The organism is Moorena sp. SIOASIH, from assembly GCF_010671925.1.
GTDB lineage: Bacteria > Cyanobacteriota > Cyanobacteriia > Cyanobacteriales > Coleofasciculaceae > Moorena.
This window is the reverse complement of sequence record NZ_JAAHIH010000004.1, coordinates 991,929-1,008,981: the sequence shown is the minus strand read 5'-3', so window position 1 is coordinate 1,008,981 and position 17,053 is coordinate 991,929. Positions and strand designations below refer to the sequence as shown.

The 17,053-nt window shown below is 44.1% G+C and carries 18 protein-coding genes; 5 read left to right on the top strand and 13 right to left on the bottom strand.

Annotation, left to right across the window (positions count from 1 at the left end; genetic code table 11):
• Window positions 1-37: 37 nt before the first annotated feature.
• The 4 genes from lipA (at window position 38) to sigC (ending at window position 4,179) form a co-directional block, all read left to right on the top strand.
• A complete protein-coding gene (gene lipA, locus F6J90_RS25735) occupies window positions 38-907 on the top strand; it encodes a lipoyl synthase (protein ID WP_293099950.1) in 870 nt (289 codons plus the stop codon).
• The gene (locus F6J90_RS25730) at window positions 904-1,053 is read left to right on the top strand and encodes a hypothetical protein (RefSeq protein WP_293099947.1); all 150 of its coding nucleotides are present in this window, start codon (window positions 904-906) and stop codon (window positions 1,051-1,053) included. The genes lipA and F6J90_RS25730 overlap by 4 nt, the downstream gene beginning before the upstream one ends.
• 22 nt (window positions 1,054-1,075) lie before the next feature.
• On the top strand, window positions 1,076-1,987 hold the full coding sequence (locus F6J90_RS25725) for an NAD(P)H-dependent glycerol-3-phosphate dehydrogenase (RefSeq protein WP_293099945.1): 912 nt from the start codon (window positions 1,076-1,078) through the stop codon (window positions 1,985-1,987).
• Window positions 1,988-2,928: 941 nt separating this feature from the next.
• Entirely contained in the window at window positions 2,929-4,179 is a 1,251-nt protein-coding gene (sigC, locus tag F6J90_RS25720) for an RNA polymerase sigma factor SigC (RefSeq protein WP_293099942.1), read from the top strand.
• Window positions 4,180-4,387: 208 nt separating this feature from the next.
• On the opposite strand, the gene F6J90_RS25715 is transcribed toward sigC, so the two are convergent.
• Entirely contained in the window at window positions 4,388-5,569 is a 1,182-nt protein-coding gene (locus F6J90_RS25715) for a peptidoglycan-binding protein (protein ID WP_293099939.1), read from the bottom strand.
• A 183-nt stretch (window positions 5,570-5,752) separates the two neighbouring features.
• On the opposite strand from F6J90_RS25715, the gene F6J90_RS25710 reads away from it, so the two are divergent.
• Complete coding sequence (locus F6J90_RS25710) at window positions 5,753-6,628, top strand: hypothetical protein (RefSeq protein ID WP_293099936.1); 876 nt, start codon at window positions 5,753-5,755, stop codon at window positions 6,626-6,628.
• Between the two features lie 56 nt (window positions 6,629-6,684).
• Here the strand turns inward: F6J90_RS25710 and F6J90_RS25705 are convergent, their stop codons facing one another.
• From F6J90_RS25705 to iscB, 12 genes are all read right to left on the bottom strand, one after another.
• Entirely contained in the window at window positions 6,685-6,861 is a 177-nt protein-coding gene (locus F6J90_RS25705; RefSeq protein ID WP_009148761.1) for a hypothetical protein, read from the bottom strand.
• Between the two features lie 205 nt (window positions 6,862-7,066).
• Entirely contained in the window at window positions 7,067-7,534 is a 468-nt protein-coding gene (locus F6J90_RS25700) for an SH3 domain-containing protein (RefSeq protein WP_293099933.1), read from the bottom strand.
• A gap of 347 nt (window positions 7,535-7,881) precedes the next feature.
• The gene (locus tag F6J90_RS25695) at window positions 7,882-9,396 is read right to left on the bottom strand and encodes an AAA family ATPase (RefSeq protein ID WP_293099930.1); all 1,515 of its coding nucleotides are present in this window, start codon (window positions 9,394-9,396) and stop codon (window positions 7,882-7,884) included.
• Window positions 9,397-9,638: 242 nt separating this feature from the next.
• Window positions 9,639-10,154, bottom strand: a complete 516-nt coding sequence (locus F6J90_RS25690; RefSeq protein WP_293099928.1) for a YceD family protein — start codon at window positions 10,152-10,154, stop codon at window positions 9,639-9,641.
• Between the two features lie 184 nt (window positions 10,155-10,338).
• Window positions 10,339-10,833 carry a R3H domain-containing nucleic acid-binding protein gene (locus F6J90_RS25685; RefSeq protein ID WP_293099925.1) on the bottom strand — a complete coding sequence of 165 codons (495 nt, stop codon included), beginning with the start codon at window positions 10,831-10,833 and terminating at the stop codon, window positions 10,339-10,341.
• Window positions 10,834-10,845: 12 nt separating this feature from the next.
• Complete coding sequence (gene yidC / locus F6J90_RS25680; protein ID WP_293099923.1) at window positions 10,846-12,015, bottom strand: membrane protein insertase YidC; 1,170 nt, start codon at window positions 12,013-12,015, stop codon at window positions 10,846-10,848.
• A gap of 208 nt (window positions 12,016-12,223) precedes the next feature.
• The gene (locus F6J90_RS25675) at window positions 12,224-12,619 is read right to left on the bottom strand and encodes a PH domain-containing protein (protein WP_009148774.1); all 396 of its coding nucleotides are present in this window, start codon (window positions 12,617-12,619) and stop codon (window positions 12,224-12,226) included.
• Complete coding sequence (gene rnpA / locus F6J90_RS25670; protein WP_293099919.1) at window positions 12,609-13,016, bottom strand: ribonuclease P protein component; 408 nt, start codon at window positions 13,014-13,016, stop codon at window positions 12,609-12,611. Before rnpA ends, F6J90_RS25675 begins: the two co-directional genes overlap by 11 nt.
• A 127-nt stretch (window positions 13,017-13,143) precedes the next feature.
• The gene (gene rpmH, locus F6J90_RS25665; RefSeq protein WP_044494288.1) at window positions 13,144-13,281 is read right to left on the bottom strand and encodes a 50S ribosomal protein L34; all 138 of its coding nucleotides are present in this window, start codon (window positions 13,279-13,281) and stop codon (window positions 13,144-13,146) included.
• A 301-nt stretch (window positions 13,282-13,582) separates the two neighbouring features.
• Window positions 13,583-13,849 (bottom strand): hypothetical protein, encoded by a 267-nt coding sequence (locus F6J90_RS25660; RefSeq protein ID WP_293099917.1) that lies wholly within the window; start codon window positions 13,847-13,849, stop codon window positions 13,583-13,585.
• A 165-nt stretch (window positions 13,850-14,014) separates the two neighbouring features.
• Complete coding sequence (locus F6J90_RS25655) at window positions 14,015-14,446, bottom strand: RNA polymerase sigma factor (protein WP_293100768.1); 432 nt, start codon at window positions 14,444-14,446, stop codon at window positions 14,015-14,017.
• A 1,123-nt stretch (window positions 14,447-15,569) separates the two neighbouring features.
• On the bottom strand, window positions 15,570-16,853 hold the full coding sequence (iscB, locus tag F6J90_RS25650) for an RNA-guided endonuclease IscB (protein WP_293099914.1): 1,284 nt from the start codon (window positions 16,851-16,853) through the stop codon (window positions 15,570-15,572).
• Window positions 16,854-17,053 lie beyond the last annotated feature (200 nt).

The window sequence follows — 17,053 nt, the reverse complement described above, 5'->3', positions numbered from 1 at the left end:
ATTTATATATATATATATAGTTGGAGTATAACCAAGAGTGGTAGTTAAACCAGAATGGTTGCGAGTCAAAGCGCCCCAATGGCAGCGTGTCGGCAATATTAAAGAAACCTTAAGAGATTTGGCCCTCAATACTGTCTGTGAAGAAGCCTCTTGTCCGAATATCGGTGAGTGCTTCAATGCTGGTACCGCCACCTTTTTAATTATGGGACCAGCCTGTACCCGTGCTTGTCCCTACTGCGATATTGACTTTGAGAAAAAACCCAAAGCCCTTGACTCCACTGAACCCACACGGCTAGCGGAAGCGGTGCAGCGCATGGGTCTAAATCATGTGGTTATTACCTCTGTCAACCGGGATGATTTACCCGATGGTGGAGCTTCCCAGTTTGTACAGTGCATTGAAGCCATTCGCCTGGTCTCACCTGATACCACTATTGAGGTTTTAATCCCAGACTTGTGCGGGAACTGGGATGCCCTCGAAACGATTCTTCAAGCTAAACCCGAAGTCCTCAATCACAATACAGAAACAGTACCCCGAATCTATCGGAAAGTACGGCCTCAAGGGGATTATCAGCGCTCCCTTGAATTACTGATGCGGACGCGAAACTTGGCTCCATCGGTTTACAGCAAATCTGGTATAATGGTGGGTTTAGGAGAAACTGATGCCGAAGTCCGGCAAGTCATGGCGGATTTAAGGCAAGTAGACTGCGACATCTTAACTATTGGTCAGTATCTTCAACCCACTCAAAAACACCTAAAAATTTATGAATTCATAACCCCTAACCAATTTGATACCTGGAAAGAGTATGGTGAATCCCTCGGTTTCCTGCAAGTTGTTTCCTCTCCCCTCACCCGCAGTTCCTATCATGCCGAGCAAGTTCGAGAATTAATGCAGCGGTATCCCCGATGAACGGTTGCATGTTTGCAGGACAATTGAAACCAACAACTAACCAAGAAAGCGTTTCTCATACTGATCAGGTCAATTCTAATGTTTTTACCCCTACTCCCTACTCCCTACTCCCTACTCCCCAGGGCGAAAGTACCTCACCCCATTGAGAACTGCTATAACAAATAACAAATGACCAACATCACTATAATCGGAGCTGGTGTTTGGGGTACAGCCCTCAATAGCTTAGCCTCTCAAAACGGTGATCAGGTTCGTTTGTGGTCCCGTCGGAGTCAGACAAAATTAGCAGATGCCATAGAATCTAGCAATATTATCCTTTCTGCTGTTTCCATGTCGGGGGTAAATTCTGTAGCGCAACAGCTAAAGGGCTTATCAGTATCTCCTGATGTGATATTGGTCACAGCGACTAAGGGGTTAGATTTGCAAACCACCCGTACTCCCTCCCAAATCTGGCAAGCTGAATTTCCCAACAATCCTGTAGTCGTGCTATCAGGTCCTAATCTCTCCAAAGAAATTAAACAAGGACTCCCAGCCGCTACAGTAGTAGCTAGCACAGATGTAAAAGCAACTCAGATACTACAACAGGCGTTTTCTTCGCCAAATTTCCGAGTTTACACCAATCGAGACCCCCTCGGTGTAGAACTAGGGGGTACCCTGAAAAATGTGATGGCGATCGCATCCGGAACCTGTGATGGTTTACAACTAGGAACAAATGCCAAAGCAGCTTTACTAACCCGTGGACTTACAGAAATGATTCGTATTGGTGAAGATTGGGGTGCTAAGGTAGAAACATTTTATGGTTTGTCGGGACTAGGAGATTTACTGGCAACCTGTAGTAGTAGCCTCAGTCGCAATTATCAAGTTGGTTATCAGCTCGCTCAGGGTCAGAAACTTGCAGATATTCTCGCCAACTTGGAGGGAACTGCAGAAGGGGTTAACACTACAAAGGTTGTGATCGAACGAGCTAAGCTCAAAAAAATTTCAGTACCCATTACTTATCAAGTCCATCGATTGCTCCAAGGGGAGATTACCCCCCAAGCTGCTGTTGAAGCTCTAATGCTACGAGATAGTAAGCCAGAGTAAGTAACCTGACTGAGTTGTTATATCATGTCGGGATAATTACCCTTCATAAAAATCTCCCCATCTCCCCATCTCCCCATCTCCCCATCTCCCCATCTCCCCATCTCCCCACCCTTCCTCTAATTATGGGTATTCAACCTGACTTGATATTACCCTTGCTCCCTGACTGCAAAAGCTCTCCTGCTCCGGAAGCTCCCCTGCTTTAAAACTCAGACAGAGAAACTGAGACAAAAAACTGATACAAAAATTGAGACATTTTGCTGTTGTCTATCAGGCATTCTGAAAATATAGAATCTTTAGAGACATGCCACTGCTTGAGCTGAAGCGACTGCATCAAGACATTGTAACCTTTGGTAATGTTTTATAAATTTTTGTAATATTATTGCCAATCTGGCCACATAGCTAGGTGGCAATAATATTTCATAACTCTGGTAATTTGGCAATAATTTGGCAATTTTGAACTATGTGTATGCACTTATTCATAAGTTCGTTGTTTTTTAAAACCCATTCGAGCAGAGGATATCCGCAAGTAGCTTGCCTACTGCTTAGTCCCTGATACCCATAAATAAAATTTTTTCTTGAATTAGCGAGAATATTTCTGGAATCGCCATGATGCCCACTGTAGATTAATACAGCTTTTGACCAAGGTCTCTATTTACCTATAGAGTTACTTCTAAAATAGCTCAAATCAATAGCTTAAATCAGGAAATCCCGTTCCTTTTGCCATCTATAAACCTTCAGCCCTTACGGGCAAGGTTGGGTGGAGACATCGGGTGAACCGTTAGCTACGGATACTAATAAGGGCTACCAGGGATAACCGGTAAGTCTTGCCGGAAAAAATTTATTTTAGTAACTGTTTCTCCGGTCATCATGGGTGGGAATTCTAGTACTAAGTGTGACAAACACAATTCCGTGTTGTCACTGGTTGTAATCGAGAGATCATTATGCCAGCCACTCCTTTCTATGCCGACACAGAATTAGATCACGAGACTTCTGCCTATAGCTTTGAGCTTAATGGCCCAAGGGACGATGGGGAAGGATCAGTGGATGACTTAGTTGATGTGGAGATTGAGGGTGTAGACGCGGCTAGCTTAACTAAAAATAGCACCCGTCGCACCACCGACCTAGTTCGGTTATATCTCCAGGAAATTGGTCGGGTTCGTCTACTGAGGCGAGATGAGGAAGTCTCGGAAGCTCAAAAAGTTCAGCGCTACATGAAACTACTACGGCTGCGCAATAAGTCGGCTATATCCGAGGATAAAGTCATGGAGCGCTTTGTCCACCTGATTGAAACCCATGATCGTCTAGCGTCCCAGTTAGGTCACCGTCCTTCCTTAGAACGGTGGGCAACGGCTGCAGGAATTGACGTTTCTCAACTGAAGCCGAGTATGTCAGCTGGAAAACTGCGTTGGGCAGAGTTAGCCGAACTGACGTTCAAAGAGCTAGAGCAGGTACAAGCTCAGGGGCTTCAAGCTAAGGAACATATGATCAAAGCTAACCTACGTCTGGTAGTGTCAGTAGCGAAGAAGTATCAAAACCGTGGCCTGGAACTCCTAGACTTAATCCAGGAAGGAACTCTGGGATTAGAGCGAGCGGTTGAGAAATTTGACCCGACCAAAGGCTACCGATTTAGCACCTATGCTTACTGGTGGATCCGTCAAGGAATTACCAGGGCGATCGCTACCCAAAGCCGTACCATTCGCCTGCCAGTTCACATTACTGAGAAGCTCAATAAAATCAAAAAAGCCCAACGGAAGATTTCCCAGGAACGTGGCCGCACAGCAACCATTGACGATATTGCTGTGGAATTAGAAATGACTGCCGCTCAGGTACGAGAAGTATTACTACGAGTACCTCGCTCTGTTTCTTTGGAAATTAAAGTTGGTAAGGAACGAGACACTGAATTGGGAGATTTACTCGAAACTGAGGAAACCTCTCCAGAAGAAGTGTTGATGCGAGAAGCCTTACAACGGGATTTACAGCAACTCCTAGCGGATCTAACCAACCGTGAACGGGATGTGATTCGGATGCGGTTCGGCTTGGGAGATAACCAGCCTTACTCTCTAGCTGAGATTGGTCGCGCTTTAGATCTATCTCGCGAGCGGGTACGCCAAATCGAAGCTAAGGCGTTACAAAAGTTGCGGCAACCCAAGCGCCGTAACCGAGTTCGGGATTATCTGGAAGCTTTGAGCTAATCCCTTGGTGACATACTCCCACACTTACCTATTAACTTACCTATTGGGGAAGTGTGGGCTTCTTACCAATCCTATCCTAGCTATCACCCTAGCTATCCCTTGTCCTAGGGTTCTAGTTATTGAAAATTTATTGAATTTATAAATACCTGAGCTTAAATATCTCAGGGAGCACCCCGATCTATTTCTTTGTTAGTAGACTTAAGCTGACTTAAAAATAGGCTACCCGGGCATCAAATCCTTGCGATCGCAATTCATAGGAACGACTTTCCGCTTCACTACGGCTAGAGAATGCTCCAGCATTAAAATAACCGCCTCGACCGTTATCAGATATATTCTCACGAGTCAGAGTCGTCTGACGTAGCACTTCACGCAGCACATTATCATTATGAATGGGGATCACCACCACATAGCGATTCTTCTCAGGTTCAGGATTTATATCAATAAGTCCCAATGCTTGCAGGGTTTGTAAATCAGCTATCCCGGTTGGAAGTAGATTATTATTACGTATCTGAAATTTAAACACTGCATCCTCAGTTTGTTCGCCATATCTCCCATCAACCGGACCGGGATTAAACCCCCGAGATCTCAACGCTTCCTGAAGCCGTATAACCTCTCGACCGCGATCGCCTGGTCGTAGTTCCTTTCTACGGATAGGAGTACCAAATGCTATCGGTTCTTCACTGCTAAAGTCAGCAGGAGGAAGAGGCATCTCCCCAGGCAGGAATCCAAACGGTTGTGATTGAGTAACTAATGCATTAGATAGTTCTGCTCTAGTTTGTGATCCCACAATCCCATCCGCCCTGAGACCATAGTCTGTTTGGAATCGAATCACTGCTTGTTCTGTAACCGGACCAAAGTAACCGGTTGGGTCGGCATTGAAATAACCCAGTTCTCTTAACTGTCGCTGCACTTCCGTAACCGCTGATCCACGAGACCCTCGTCTGAGTCCAGATTGATTAACATTCCTAAGGGACGGTGCTACTCTGGTTTGCGATGGAAAGAGTGCTGCTCTGGTTCGTGGTCCGACTTCCCCATCAGCAGGAAGCCCCTTGTCTCGTTGGAACCGAATCACAGCATTTTTAGTAATTGAACCAAAATAGCCAGTTGGTTGCCGATTGAAATACCCGAGTTCTCGCAAACGACCCTGAACCTCTGTTACATCAGCTCCCCTACGACCTTCCCGCAGCACCCTTTGGGCTAGGGCTTCTTCTGCCATCCCCACAATGCTAAGTGTGGCAACTAGCAACAGTAAATAAATCCGATGGTGAGTAACTAGCTTATACTCCTTCAGCCACTGAAAAAATGTTTGATTCGACTCCGTCAAAACCGCAGGAGTATCTGCAAGTTCTTCTTCGCTTAAGGCAAGATGAAGATAGGCAAGGGTCTCCATGATTCTTCCAAGGAAACTGTTACCGTTAGTTTAACAAAGGACAGTATAGCATTGGTAATGTTTCGGACAAGACAATCTCAGAGATTTTACGTAATCCGATATTAAAGCATGTAGTTATAGAGCAATACTCTTACCAAAACAGAACAATTCTCCTCTCTTACCATAACGCAATAGTTTTAACTCATGACCACTATTCGTCACTGGAGTACGTTTCTCCCCCTCCTAGCTTTAGTCTTGAGCAGTTTAGGGGGAGTAGGGGCTAGGGCTACGGTAATTCCTAGCACCAATTCCACCAACAGCATACCCTCGGCCAAACCAACCCAAGCCCAGACTCAAGGCAAATTTCAACTGGCTCAGGGATTGATGGGTGAATGTCGAGCCGCTGCTGAGTCAATCTTTATCTACAAACAGCGATCAACCTCTAACCCAATGATTGCCTTAGAGGCTGATGAACAAGTTACTCTGGCCGAAAACAAGGTTAGCAAAGATGGTTGGATAGCGATCAACTCCCCGATTCCTGGATTTGTCCAAGCCCAAGATCTCAAGTTCTGTGGGACAGGAGGACCACTCCCTAATCGAGCACAATCTCTCTGCCGCCAAGCTGCTAAGTCAATCTTTATCTACAAACAGCCATCAATCGAACCAATCAGAACCTTAGAGCCTAATGAAGAAGTTATTCTGGCCGAAAACAAGGTTAGGAAAAATGGTTGGATAGCGATCAACTCCCCCGTTCCTGGATTTGTCCGAGCCAAAGATCTCAAGTTCTGTCAGGAGACAGTAATAGTACCCCCTAATCCAAGAGAATCTCTCTGTCGCCAAGTTATATATAAAGGTAATGATGGTATAGCTGTGCGTAGACGACCGGATATTAACTCTTCCCAACTGGGTCTTGTCTCCAATGGAGTGAAAGTAAGACTGATCAACCGTCCCCGTCAAGAGCAATTTTCCCTGGACTCCCAAGGGCGCGAGTGGGCAAGAATAACTTATCCTGTTAATGGATGGATGTCTAACGGGTTTCCTGCTACGGGTGATCAGAATCTGGTGGTTTGTTCCAATTAGCCCACCAATTAGCCCACCCTAGAATTGGCAAGTTGTCAATTACTTATCATATTTATTTATACTAAATCAGCCTGATGTAACAAGGCACCAACTAAGCCAGCCATAGCAGTAATTCCTATAGCAATCATTGGGTGTTGACCTTGGCTGACAGCAAAGGAAGTGACAATCCCTGCACCCAAAGCAGCAGTAACTGCAGCACCCAAAAGATCTTTATTTGTATTTTTGTTGTACATAAACTTGTTAGCCAGAAATTCAGTTAGCCAGAAATTTAACTTTTTTGGTGGTGTTAAAAGTTAGTCTCATAACCCTATCATTCTGGATTCTGGCGTTAAAGCTAGATCGGCAATATTGCAATCAAGATTAATATTTAGCTAATTTTCTTAACAATAACCAGACTTGTTAAGTGTGGACTGTTGCTCCAAACTATTAATCTATTGATTAGTCTATTTTTTTGACATTACCTGCTTTAACCCAACCTTTTTGATCACTACCAGGCAAGCGTACTCTCTGCCATCGCTTATCATCACTGTATCCGAGGATGATCAGGGTCTGCTTGTAGCCAATACCACCTATGCGTTTAGCGTTCAGGCTAGGGGAGTCCCGAAGAATCAACCCCTGTGGCCAGGTAACACTGGCTCGATAAGCACCCGGTTCTAGTTTTGGTAAAGGACTAGGACTAGGAATGGGTTTGGGAGTAGTTGCTGGTTTAGACTCCCCAGATGAACTGGTGGGCTGAGCTTTTGGTGAAGGTGACGTCTTGGGTCGCTCCTCAGCAAAGACGGGTTTTTCAGGCTCAACTGCTAGTTTAGTAAAGAAGTAATAAACTGTACCAACAGCAGCACCTGCTAAGATGGCAATGCCGAGAATAAAACCAATGATAAACTGAGCTATCTTGGAAAGATTCATGGGAAGGTATTAAAGATAAAGGTTGAACGCGATTGCGTGGCCTTTTGGCCAAGGTTAACAGGTTGAAGGTTAATAGGTTGAAGGTTAACAGGTTGAAGGTTAACAGGTTGAAGGGTGAAGGTTAACAGGTTGAAGGGTGAAGGTTAACAGATTGTTCTAGCAACAGTTAATGATAAAATTCTAAATTAATCTAGTTGACATTAATCGATAGCGTCGATCATACTTATCAGGTCAAGTCAATTTTATTAGCCCTACTCCCTACTCCCTACTCCCTACTCCCTACTCCCTACTCCCATTAACCCAGGATTAAGTACCTCACCCAATTGAGAACTGCTATATATGATTACTTACTGGAGTTGTCGCTGAATCCGATCATTTAAGGGGCTATTGCGAGAAGCCATACGAGCTTTTCCGGCAGCTGCCCAATCCTGTAAGAATTGGATTTGCTCTTGGGCTGTCCGTGCTAAGGGGATAATTTGGCTAGCGGCTTCGAGAATATCATCTGTGGTGAAGTCTCGGTTTTGGCTAAAGCCGATGTGCATGGCTTCGATCAGGGTCTGCTCAATTTCTGCCCCAGAAAAATCAGGGGTTTCGTAGGCTAATCGGTCTAAAGCATAACTCTTGAGATTATGAGGTCGCAGCCGGGATAGGTGTAGGTCAAAAATAGCACGACGTTCTTCCTGGTTGGGCAAACCAACAAAAAAGATTTCGTCAAATCGACCTTTGCGGAGCATTTCTGGGGGTAAGGCTTGGATATTGTTGGCAGTAGCTACCACAAATACTGGGGATTTCTTCTCAGCTAACCAGCTAATAAAGGTACCAAATACACGACTGGTTGTGCCTGCATCCCCTTTAGAGGATAGACCAGAGAAGGCTTTGTCAATTTCATCAATCCAGAGGATGCAGGGAGCGAGAGCTTCGGCTAGCTGAATCATTTGCCGAGTACGGGATTCTGATTCCCCTACTAAGCCACCAAATAGACGACCGACATCTAAACGTAGCAGGGGTAGGTGCCAGTGGTTTGCGATCGCTTTTGCAGTTAAGGATTTCCCAGTTCCTTGAATCCCCACTAATAGTAAACCACGAGGATGGGGTAACCCGTATTGTCGCGCCTGTTCTGTAAATGCTCCACCCCGTCGCAGTAGCCAGTCTTTGAGGTTGTCTAAGCCACCGATGTCGGAAATTTTTTCTTGGGTTGGGTAGAACTCTAGGATCTGGGTTTGCCTAATCGATTGGCGCTTTTCTTCTAAAATCAGTTCCACATCTGAAGGTTGGATCGCATTATTAGAGGCAATCCCACGAGCTAGGACTCGACGAATCCTTTCTAAGGAAAGACCAAGAGCCGACCGCACCAGCTCATCAATGATTTTCTCAGTCAGATTTTGACCCGTTGCCCCCAACAAACGTTTCACCTCAGCTTTAATTTCCGATGCGGTTGGTAAGGGGAATTCCAGCACTGTCAGGACTTCGGTTAAATCCGAGGGAACCGACACTTGGGGGGTAACGATAACTATATTCTTAGGCTGGGATTTGAGGGTACGTGCCAGATTTCTGAGTTTACGAGCAACTGATACATCCTCTAAGAATCGGTGAAAATCTCTTAATACAAAGATGGCAGCAGCACTTTCGCCAATTCTATCTACAAATTCTAAAGCTTGTAAGGGGTTGCGGCGTCCAAAGCCGATATCATTAGGGTTTCCTTGGTAACCATCCACAAAATCCCAGATATAGACACCACGATTACCCAAACGTTTAGCGGATTGCTTGATCGCTGTTTCTACTCGCTCTTCTTCTAGAGTGGGAATATATAACAAAGGGTAGCGAGCACGTAGCAGAAGCTCAAACTCGTCATTGAAATTCATATAGCAAAGGGAACAGGGAACAGGGAACAGGGAACAGGGAGTAGGGAATATGGCGTCAAAAATTCTGACAATTCCTAAACGGATTCCTATATAGGAGCCAATTACTCAAAAAATAAATACTAGAAAAAAATAATTAAACTTTAAACATAGCATTTTTTATTTCCAATAAACTTGGATAACCGCTCGGCTGCTAGTAACTCCCTGACCGATTTACCTTCAGCATTATACTACCAGGCAACTCACTATCCAGGAAGTTTTCTCTTCAGGGATTCTAGAGCCCCCCAACGTTGATCCCGTAGTTGATCCCGTAACTGTGCTTCACTGTTATCGTTAATCTGGATACCTATACATTCTTGGTCACACAGCTGCCGTGGCGGAATTGCCAGACATAGTTGTTCGTATAACCAAGTGTCTGGATAAAAATACCCCTGAGCTGGAAGGGTTTCTTGTAAATCATCCCAAGTTATCTCCTGCTCTAGGGATTCATCCGACAGTTGGTCAGCTGAGGAAGCTAACCAAACTAATTCGGATGTATCGATGGTTAGGCGGTGGTTGTACTGTTTTAAGCAGCGGTGACAAGTCAAGGTAATGATCGTTTCTGCTTGAGCACATACCTCCAGGTAATTTCCTTGATGAGCCACTTGCACTTGACCTCGAACTGGGGTCAGTGTCTGTAAATCCACCAAGAATTGATTGACCGGAGTTACTTCTGTGTGCTCTGGTAATTTGAGCAACTCAGGAATATATATCGCCTCCATAATGCTTATCCTTTGCAGTTGACTGTTAAGCGTTGATGGTTAACCTTGAGCTTCACAAACACTCAGCAAAAAGCGACCATTTATAGACTTAAATAGTTATATAGAGTTAATGCATTATGTTAGTCAGGTGATGGGAATAATCCCAAGTGCAATCAGCAGTGAGAGGGTGAAAATGCTCAATCTTTCAATACCTCCGACGCACCACCAGTCGTCGGTCTGGCTCTTGCCCTCGACTAAGAGTTTCTAAATCCTCAAAAGCCTTGAATAGGGTATGGACTTGACGCCGCTCTGCTGCCGATAGGGATTTCAATTCAAATTCTTTCCCTGTCTGACGGACTTTCATAGCAGCGTGTTCAGCGATCGCTTGAAGTTCCACTTCCCGTCTGGCTCGATAGCTATCTATATCGATGACGTAAACGGCTTGTTCCTCCTCATCATGACCCAAGTTAAGGAGGGAATTGGCTAAGTACTGGATAGAATCGATAACTTCCCCTTCCCGACCAATTAAAGTTTGAGTGTCTTTCGAGGTCAGTTGACTATTATCGATTGTCAACCAGTAGCTGGGTCGCTCCCCTAGGGGAGCTTCACCATCAGCTACTTCTATACTGGCGGGCAATCGAGATAACCGCAGGAGTTCTTCTAACCACTCTTTACCACGCTCCTGATGTTGATTTACCATACTATCTTGATGCTAACTTGATGCCTTTTTCTTTGAACGCTTGGGCTCAAAAGGCAATGCCTCTCGACCCTCTCCAGACTTAGCTGCTTGTCTTTTTGCCTCTTTTTCCTGCTGCTCAACTATTTCTTGCAAATTCTCTGGCAGAGGTTCTCGGGATAGAATGAAAGTCTGGATAGTTTGAAATATATTAGCTACAACAATATACATCAATACCCCAGCTGGCAGGGGAAAGAATAAGAACATGCCAGAAAACAATACTGGAGTAATCTGATTCACTGCCTTTTGCTGGTCACCGGCTTGCCCTGAACCTGCACCTGAACCTGACAACAGCTGGTTGACGTACAAACTGATCCCAAAGAAGAGAATCATTCCTACGATATCCCAGTGGATAGTGCCATCGTCATCAAAAGCACCCACTCTTCCTAAAGCATCAATAAATAGAAAGCCTTTGTTAGCAGCTATTCCCGTTAAGGTTCCCTGAAGCTTTACCTCTCCAGGCATCAGGGCTTCTAGTGTCCCATCTTCAAGAATACGTAAGCGGTCCTCTCCGTTGACTATTTGCCAAGTGGGACTGATATCGGTTTCTGGATGCTGAGCAATTAGTTGGTTTAAGGGTTGACCTTCAACAGTTTGAAACTCTACTTTGGTTTTTTCCCCAACTACCAGCTTATTTCCTGCCGGAAGTAGGGCGATGACTGGTTCATGTAAGCCATCGGTAATGTAAATATTTTGGGGTTTGGTGGTAAAGACTTTAGGCTGGATATATTCCAGCTGTTCTTGGGGAAAAATTTGTAAGTTGACGTCGTAGTTAATGTTTGCAAAGGGTGATCCCCGCAAGGTGGCAAATAGGGCAAACAGAACCGGCATTTGTACCAACAGTGGCAAACAACCGGCTAGGGGGTTGCCAAACTCTTGGAACAGCTTACTCATTTCTTCCTGCTGTTTAGCCGGGTCATCCTTGTAGCGCTCTTTTATTTCTTCTTGCCGCTTCTTCATCAAGGGTTGGGTGACTTTCATGCGCCTCATGTTGCGAATGGAGCCAGCATTAAGAGGGAAGAGGGCAAAGCGAATCACCAGGGTCAAGGCTATTATGGCTAAACCATAGCTAGGCACAATCCCGTAAAAGAAATCCAGGATTGGCAGCATGATGTTGTTGGAGATAAATCCGATACCAAAGTCCATTCGTTTGACGTTAACCTAGGCGCTATTGTAAAGTTTTCTGTGTCTAATGTAACTAATCTCCGTCCCTATGCGGTTCGGGTTTCCGACTTTTATCAGGTATATCTACTGACATCAAGGAGTTTAACCGATTTAGGTGGCCAGATGTAGGCAAGGGAAGACTAGATCAGGGCAAGTGACCGATGTCAAGGTTTTCTGTTCAATGTTCTGTCTACATCATTTTGATGGCACTAACGGCTTTGCCTGTTTTGTCTGCTGCTCGTTCGGCAATGTAGTCGTAAATTTCTCTAAACCGGGGTATTGCCCGCATTTCCAAACGGCTACCATCTTTTAGGGTAACCACAATATCTCCCCAAGTTCCTATACCACGGGGAACTGTGGCAATCTTAGAAACTTCAGAGTAAATCACATCTGAGCGATCGCGTCCCCGCCAACCCCCAGTTATTGATATCCGGCGGCTGGTAATCCGATACCGTAGCCATAGAGCCCGGACTATAGCAGCTACTGTTAGAGGTATGAATATAATCGTAAATGCCAACAATATGCTAATGATCAGATCTCCCCGGTGGGGACCACCCTCATAAAATACATCTTCTCTAATGCCCATCTAGCACCTCTGCTTTTACCAACAACTTCTCTAATTCTCTCAAAAGTTGTGCATATTCGCACTCTCTAGCTTCTGGTTTTACTATTATGACTAGTTTCCAACCGGGGGATAGGCGTGGTAATAACTGCCTGAGGGCGGCTCTAATTTGCCGCTTAATCCGATTTCTAACAACTGCTTTCTTACTAACTTTTTGGCTGATGGAGATGCCAAGACGAGAGGGAGGGTGATTGTCTGGTAGGGATTTTTCTGGCGCAATGGTTTCTTTGGCAATCGGGGAAATAGTACTCTGTTGTAAGCCCCGTAATGTTAGGTAACGCCCTGAACGACGAATACCTGAGCGATAGACTTGCTTAAAATCTCGCCAGTGCTTAAGTCGATTGGCTTGAGGCAATCCCAATGCTTAACTTTAATCCTTGATTTTGTCAATGCCTTGATCAGGATAAAGGCAGAAGAGCCAGGGAAAATGGCTGTTTCTTCACCTTTTACCTTTTACTTGCAGCAGGTCGGCATCAATGCTTGGATGACTAGACCGAGAGACGACGCCGTCCCTTGCTTCTGCGAGCTCTAATCACATTGCGACCATCTTTGGTGCGCATCCGGGCACGAAAACCGGATTTTCTTTTTTGCTTACGGTTGGTCCCGCCTAGAGTGCGTTGAGTCATGGGTTTGCTGGAGGAATACTATTAAGGAATACTATGAAGGATTGATTGCCAACTATAGCTGACTTTTCATAATACCATGTCAAGGGGTGATCTATCAAGCTAAGCGATCAGTTATCAGCTATCAGCTATCAGCGATCAGCTATCAGCGATCAGCTATCAGCGATCAGTTATCAGCTATCAGTTATCAGCTAATGAGTTAGGTCACAGGCTGGAAGCCTGTGCCACAAGGCTGACCACTGACCGCTGACCACTGTTGGCGTAGCCTGCGCGTAGCGCATATGCTTATATCCCTTCAGATAGTTTAGTCCTGCCATGGTGTACTTGGGGATGGCTCCTCTGTTGAAACCACCTTCAGTAAATTCCGAAGACCTTGATTCCACTTTTCTAGTTTTAAATATTCGGTCATTTCAATTTCCTCAATTAAGCAGTTAAGGGATTCATCAAGATATGCTAGCTCTAGGATTTCTGCCATCCGATTTGCCTCTAATTCAGACAAAACCGGAAGAGCTATTAACTGGCGATACTCTTCTGCTAATTTAATTTTTTTTTTTGTGTTTTTGGTTGACATTTGATTTATTGGTAATTTATCCTTATTTACAGGCTTTAATAATTGGATAAATTTATAAAAATTAGCTATTTATTTTTTTTTAATAACGCTTGGGACAATCATATCAGGAATGCAACCAAGCGTTTTACGCACCCTAATTAGCTATAGCTAATCATAATATTTTGTTTACTGATGATGATTATTAAGCTCAAAAAAGATATTACGTAAACGCTTTAGGGCACGTTTACCTCGCTGTCTGGCAGACGCCTCAGTAATATATTCTCCCTTAGAAGCTAGATGGTTTACTACTTGTCTCCAAGACAAGCCTTCTATTTCCCGTAAGACGATTAGTTTGGAGTCCTTTGGGTCTAACTTTTTAAGGGCTAGCTCCAGCAGCCTTAAGTCTTCATCTTCAGAGTTTTCTGAGCAAAGGCTATGGCTGTCTTCTGGTGCTATTTGATGCTCTATTAAATTAGAGTCCCATAATTGCTCTTTTTTTTGTTTCCGGCTCATCTCACGGATGACATTTAACGAAGTCTTCCTAATCCAGGCTCTAGGGTTTTTAATCTCTTGCCCTGATTCTAGGAGTTTTATTCCCCGTAAATAGGTTTCATTAATTACCTCGTATATTTGGTCATCCGGAAAATTAAATTGCCGTAGTTTTTTATTTATTCCGTTAAATAATGCAGCATAAGATGTTGCTTCCTTAGTTTCTGAATAAGTTTGGTTAAATAAATGTTTAACCGCTGATTCAAACTTGTCCCTAGGATTTAAGGTTTTTTATACAGTCATTTATACCGTTTTTATTACTTATAATATACATTCAATTATTGCCACTTTTTACTACTCCCTCAAACCTATAATAAAAGTACTTTATATAACTAAATATATTATTTTTATATGAAAACATTAAAAATAATCATAATTTTTTGATTATTTGTGGTTTGAAAATGTTCCTCTACGTTACGGGTAAGTTTTGGTGGATAATTTACTTTTTGCATGGGACAGTGTCTCCTATTTTAGGATTTGTTTTGCGAGTAATAGCTAGCGCTATTGACTACTTAAAGAGCTGAGGGGGTGACATGAGCCCTGAAAAGCCTATTATATAAGGCTTTGAGGCCAGTTATCTTAGCAAAGATAAACTCACAAATTGACCCTACTTTGATGTTCTGGAAGCTCAAACTCTGATAATTACGTCCAAGGTCAGTCCAAAACACCATGTATCTTTCAGGTGCGACCCGTGGCGAATTTAATTCGCCAACGGAAAGCGCACCTGAAGTAACATATCGGCTGAACGTATTACCCAGTAAGGATTTAAGCTTACATGTCACCCCCTCAGCTTAAAGAGACGACCTATTTTTTAGGCGTAGCACAGTAGGCTGCTACGCAAATGATCAGATTGCCTCTTCTATATATATGTGCAGAACTGTCAGAAATTGTGACACCCTCTCGGTAAAATTTCCCAAAAAAAGAGGGTGGTTGAATTTTGAATAGCAGCACCTCTATAGGAATGAGCCAGTCAATGTCACAGAATCCTTGAACCGGCACATTAACTATGTAGCCTCGTAATCAGACTCTAAAGCTCCTAGTAGGCGGTAACAGAACATGCCTACTAATTTTGCCCAAAACTTCTTTGGGGTAGGAATTCTACTCTGAGTGAAAGCCTGTTCGATAGTTTGTAGCGTCTAGACAGGCACTCAAGAGAAAATCGTGGCTATTCCAACAGGAAAGTTTAGGAGTATTATTTCCAGGCAAAACCTGGCAGATTCTTGCAGAACCTGTAGGTATATCCATCTTTTCTATGTACCGCTGATATGTCTTGAGGTTTACAACTCTTGTAACCCTTCTCCCCTAGAGGAGTAAATCCAAAACTTCCCCTACTTCTGGGGGTTACTTTACCTATCCCCAATTTCTGATGCTTAGCAATGTCCCCAGTAATCCAACCCTTAATTGGCCTAAGTGGGTTGTGCCTGATCGGATAGCCATATTTGTTGAGTGCAGCTTTTTGTCTACCACCGTGTCCTTTGCAGGTAACCAATAGTGGCTGAGATGTCCTCAATGTCAGAGTTTTGAGGTTTCCAACACAAGCAGCATCAATCCAATGTTGCTTAGGTAATCTCAGCCTCGTCCGGTTGTATTTTGTCTGAGCACCTGTACCAGTAGCTACAGGTTTTATAGCTTTAAGAGCCTTGAGTATCTTGTTCCGAGTTGTATTCATTGCCGCTGCATCTGTTAATGGCTGTTTGGCAATGGCTAGGATCTTCCGCAACAAGTCTGGTTTCAAAGTTAGGAATTCCTCTATAGGTTTATTTCCTTTTTTCTGATTGCATTTCTCGCAAGCCAGACAAAGATTACTAACTCTATCGCTTCCACCCTTGGATTTTGGATGAATATGCTCAATCTGTAGGGGGGTATTTTGCTTGCCACAATAAGCACATTCCCTTCCCCACTTCTCAAGCAAATACTCCCTCACTTCGTACCCTGCTAAATTTCCTTGTTGGTACTCGACGCCACTAACTTCGGGATTCTGCATTTTTTGGGTGTCAAACTTAACTCTTTCAATCCAAATCTCATCAACTGGACAAAACTTGATCAGCCTTTTGACCCAGGTTTCAGTAGTCAAGACCCTATGCTCTAAACTAGGAGCGATCCAACCCAATGAAGGCTTGTGATTGAGGAATCTTGGCTTTCTGTAACGAGTATTGCGGTTACGTCTCCCACGCCTAACGGCACTTCTAGATTCTAGTTTTTTCTTAATGAGTGATCCTCTATGTTCTAACTCCATCGCCCAAATAACTTGGCCGTTTTGGACTAGAGCAAACCCAGTCGTCTTACTCCCGGGATCTATCTTGATTTGACTTGGTGAGATAGTCGGAGCTGAGATCGCAGTCTTCAGGATGATCGTAAATGGATACATCCTGAAAACCGCAGCTTTCCCTTTGTCCAACAATCGGCGGGCTTTCTTTGGGGAAATCGGGTTTAATGGTTGTTTGTTTGTGTCTATGACGAATACATAATTTTGCATTTTTAGTGCAGCTCAAATCGGTAACGTGTTCCTCGACAATGTTGGAGCGGCTTGTTAGGCTAACTACACATTTTGCCTTTTCTTAATAGTTAGCGACAGAGCCAGGAGCTGGAGTTCACTCCTGGGTGTCATGACCAAACCAACGTAGGAAATTAATCCTTAGTCTGCATCTTCGCTAGGTAATCCCGGAACTTGCCGGG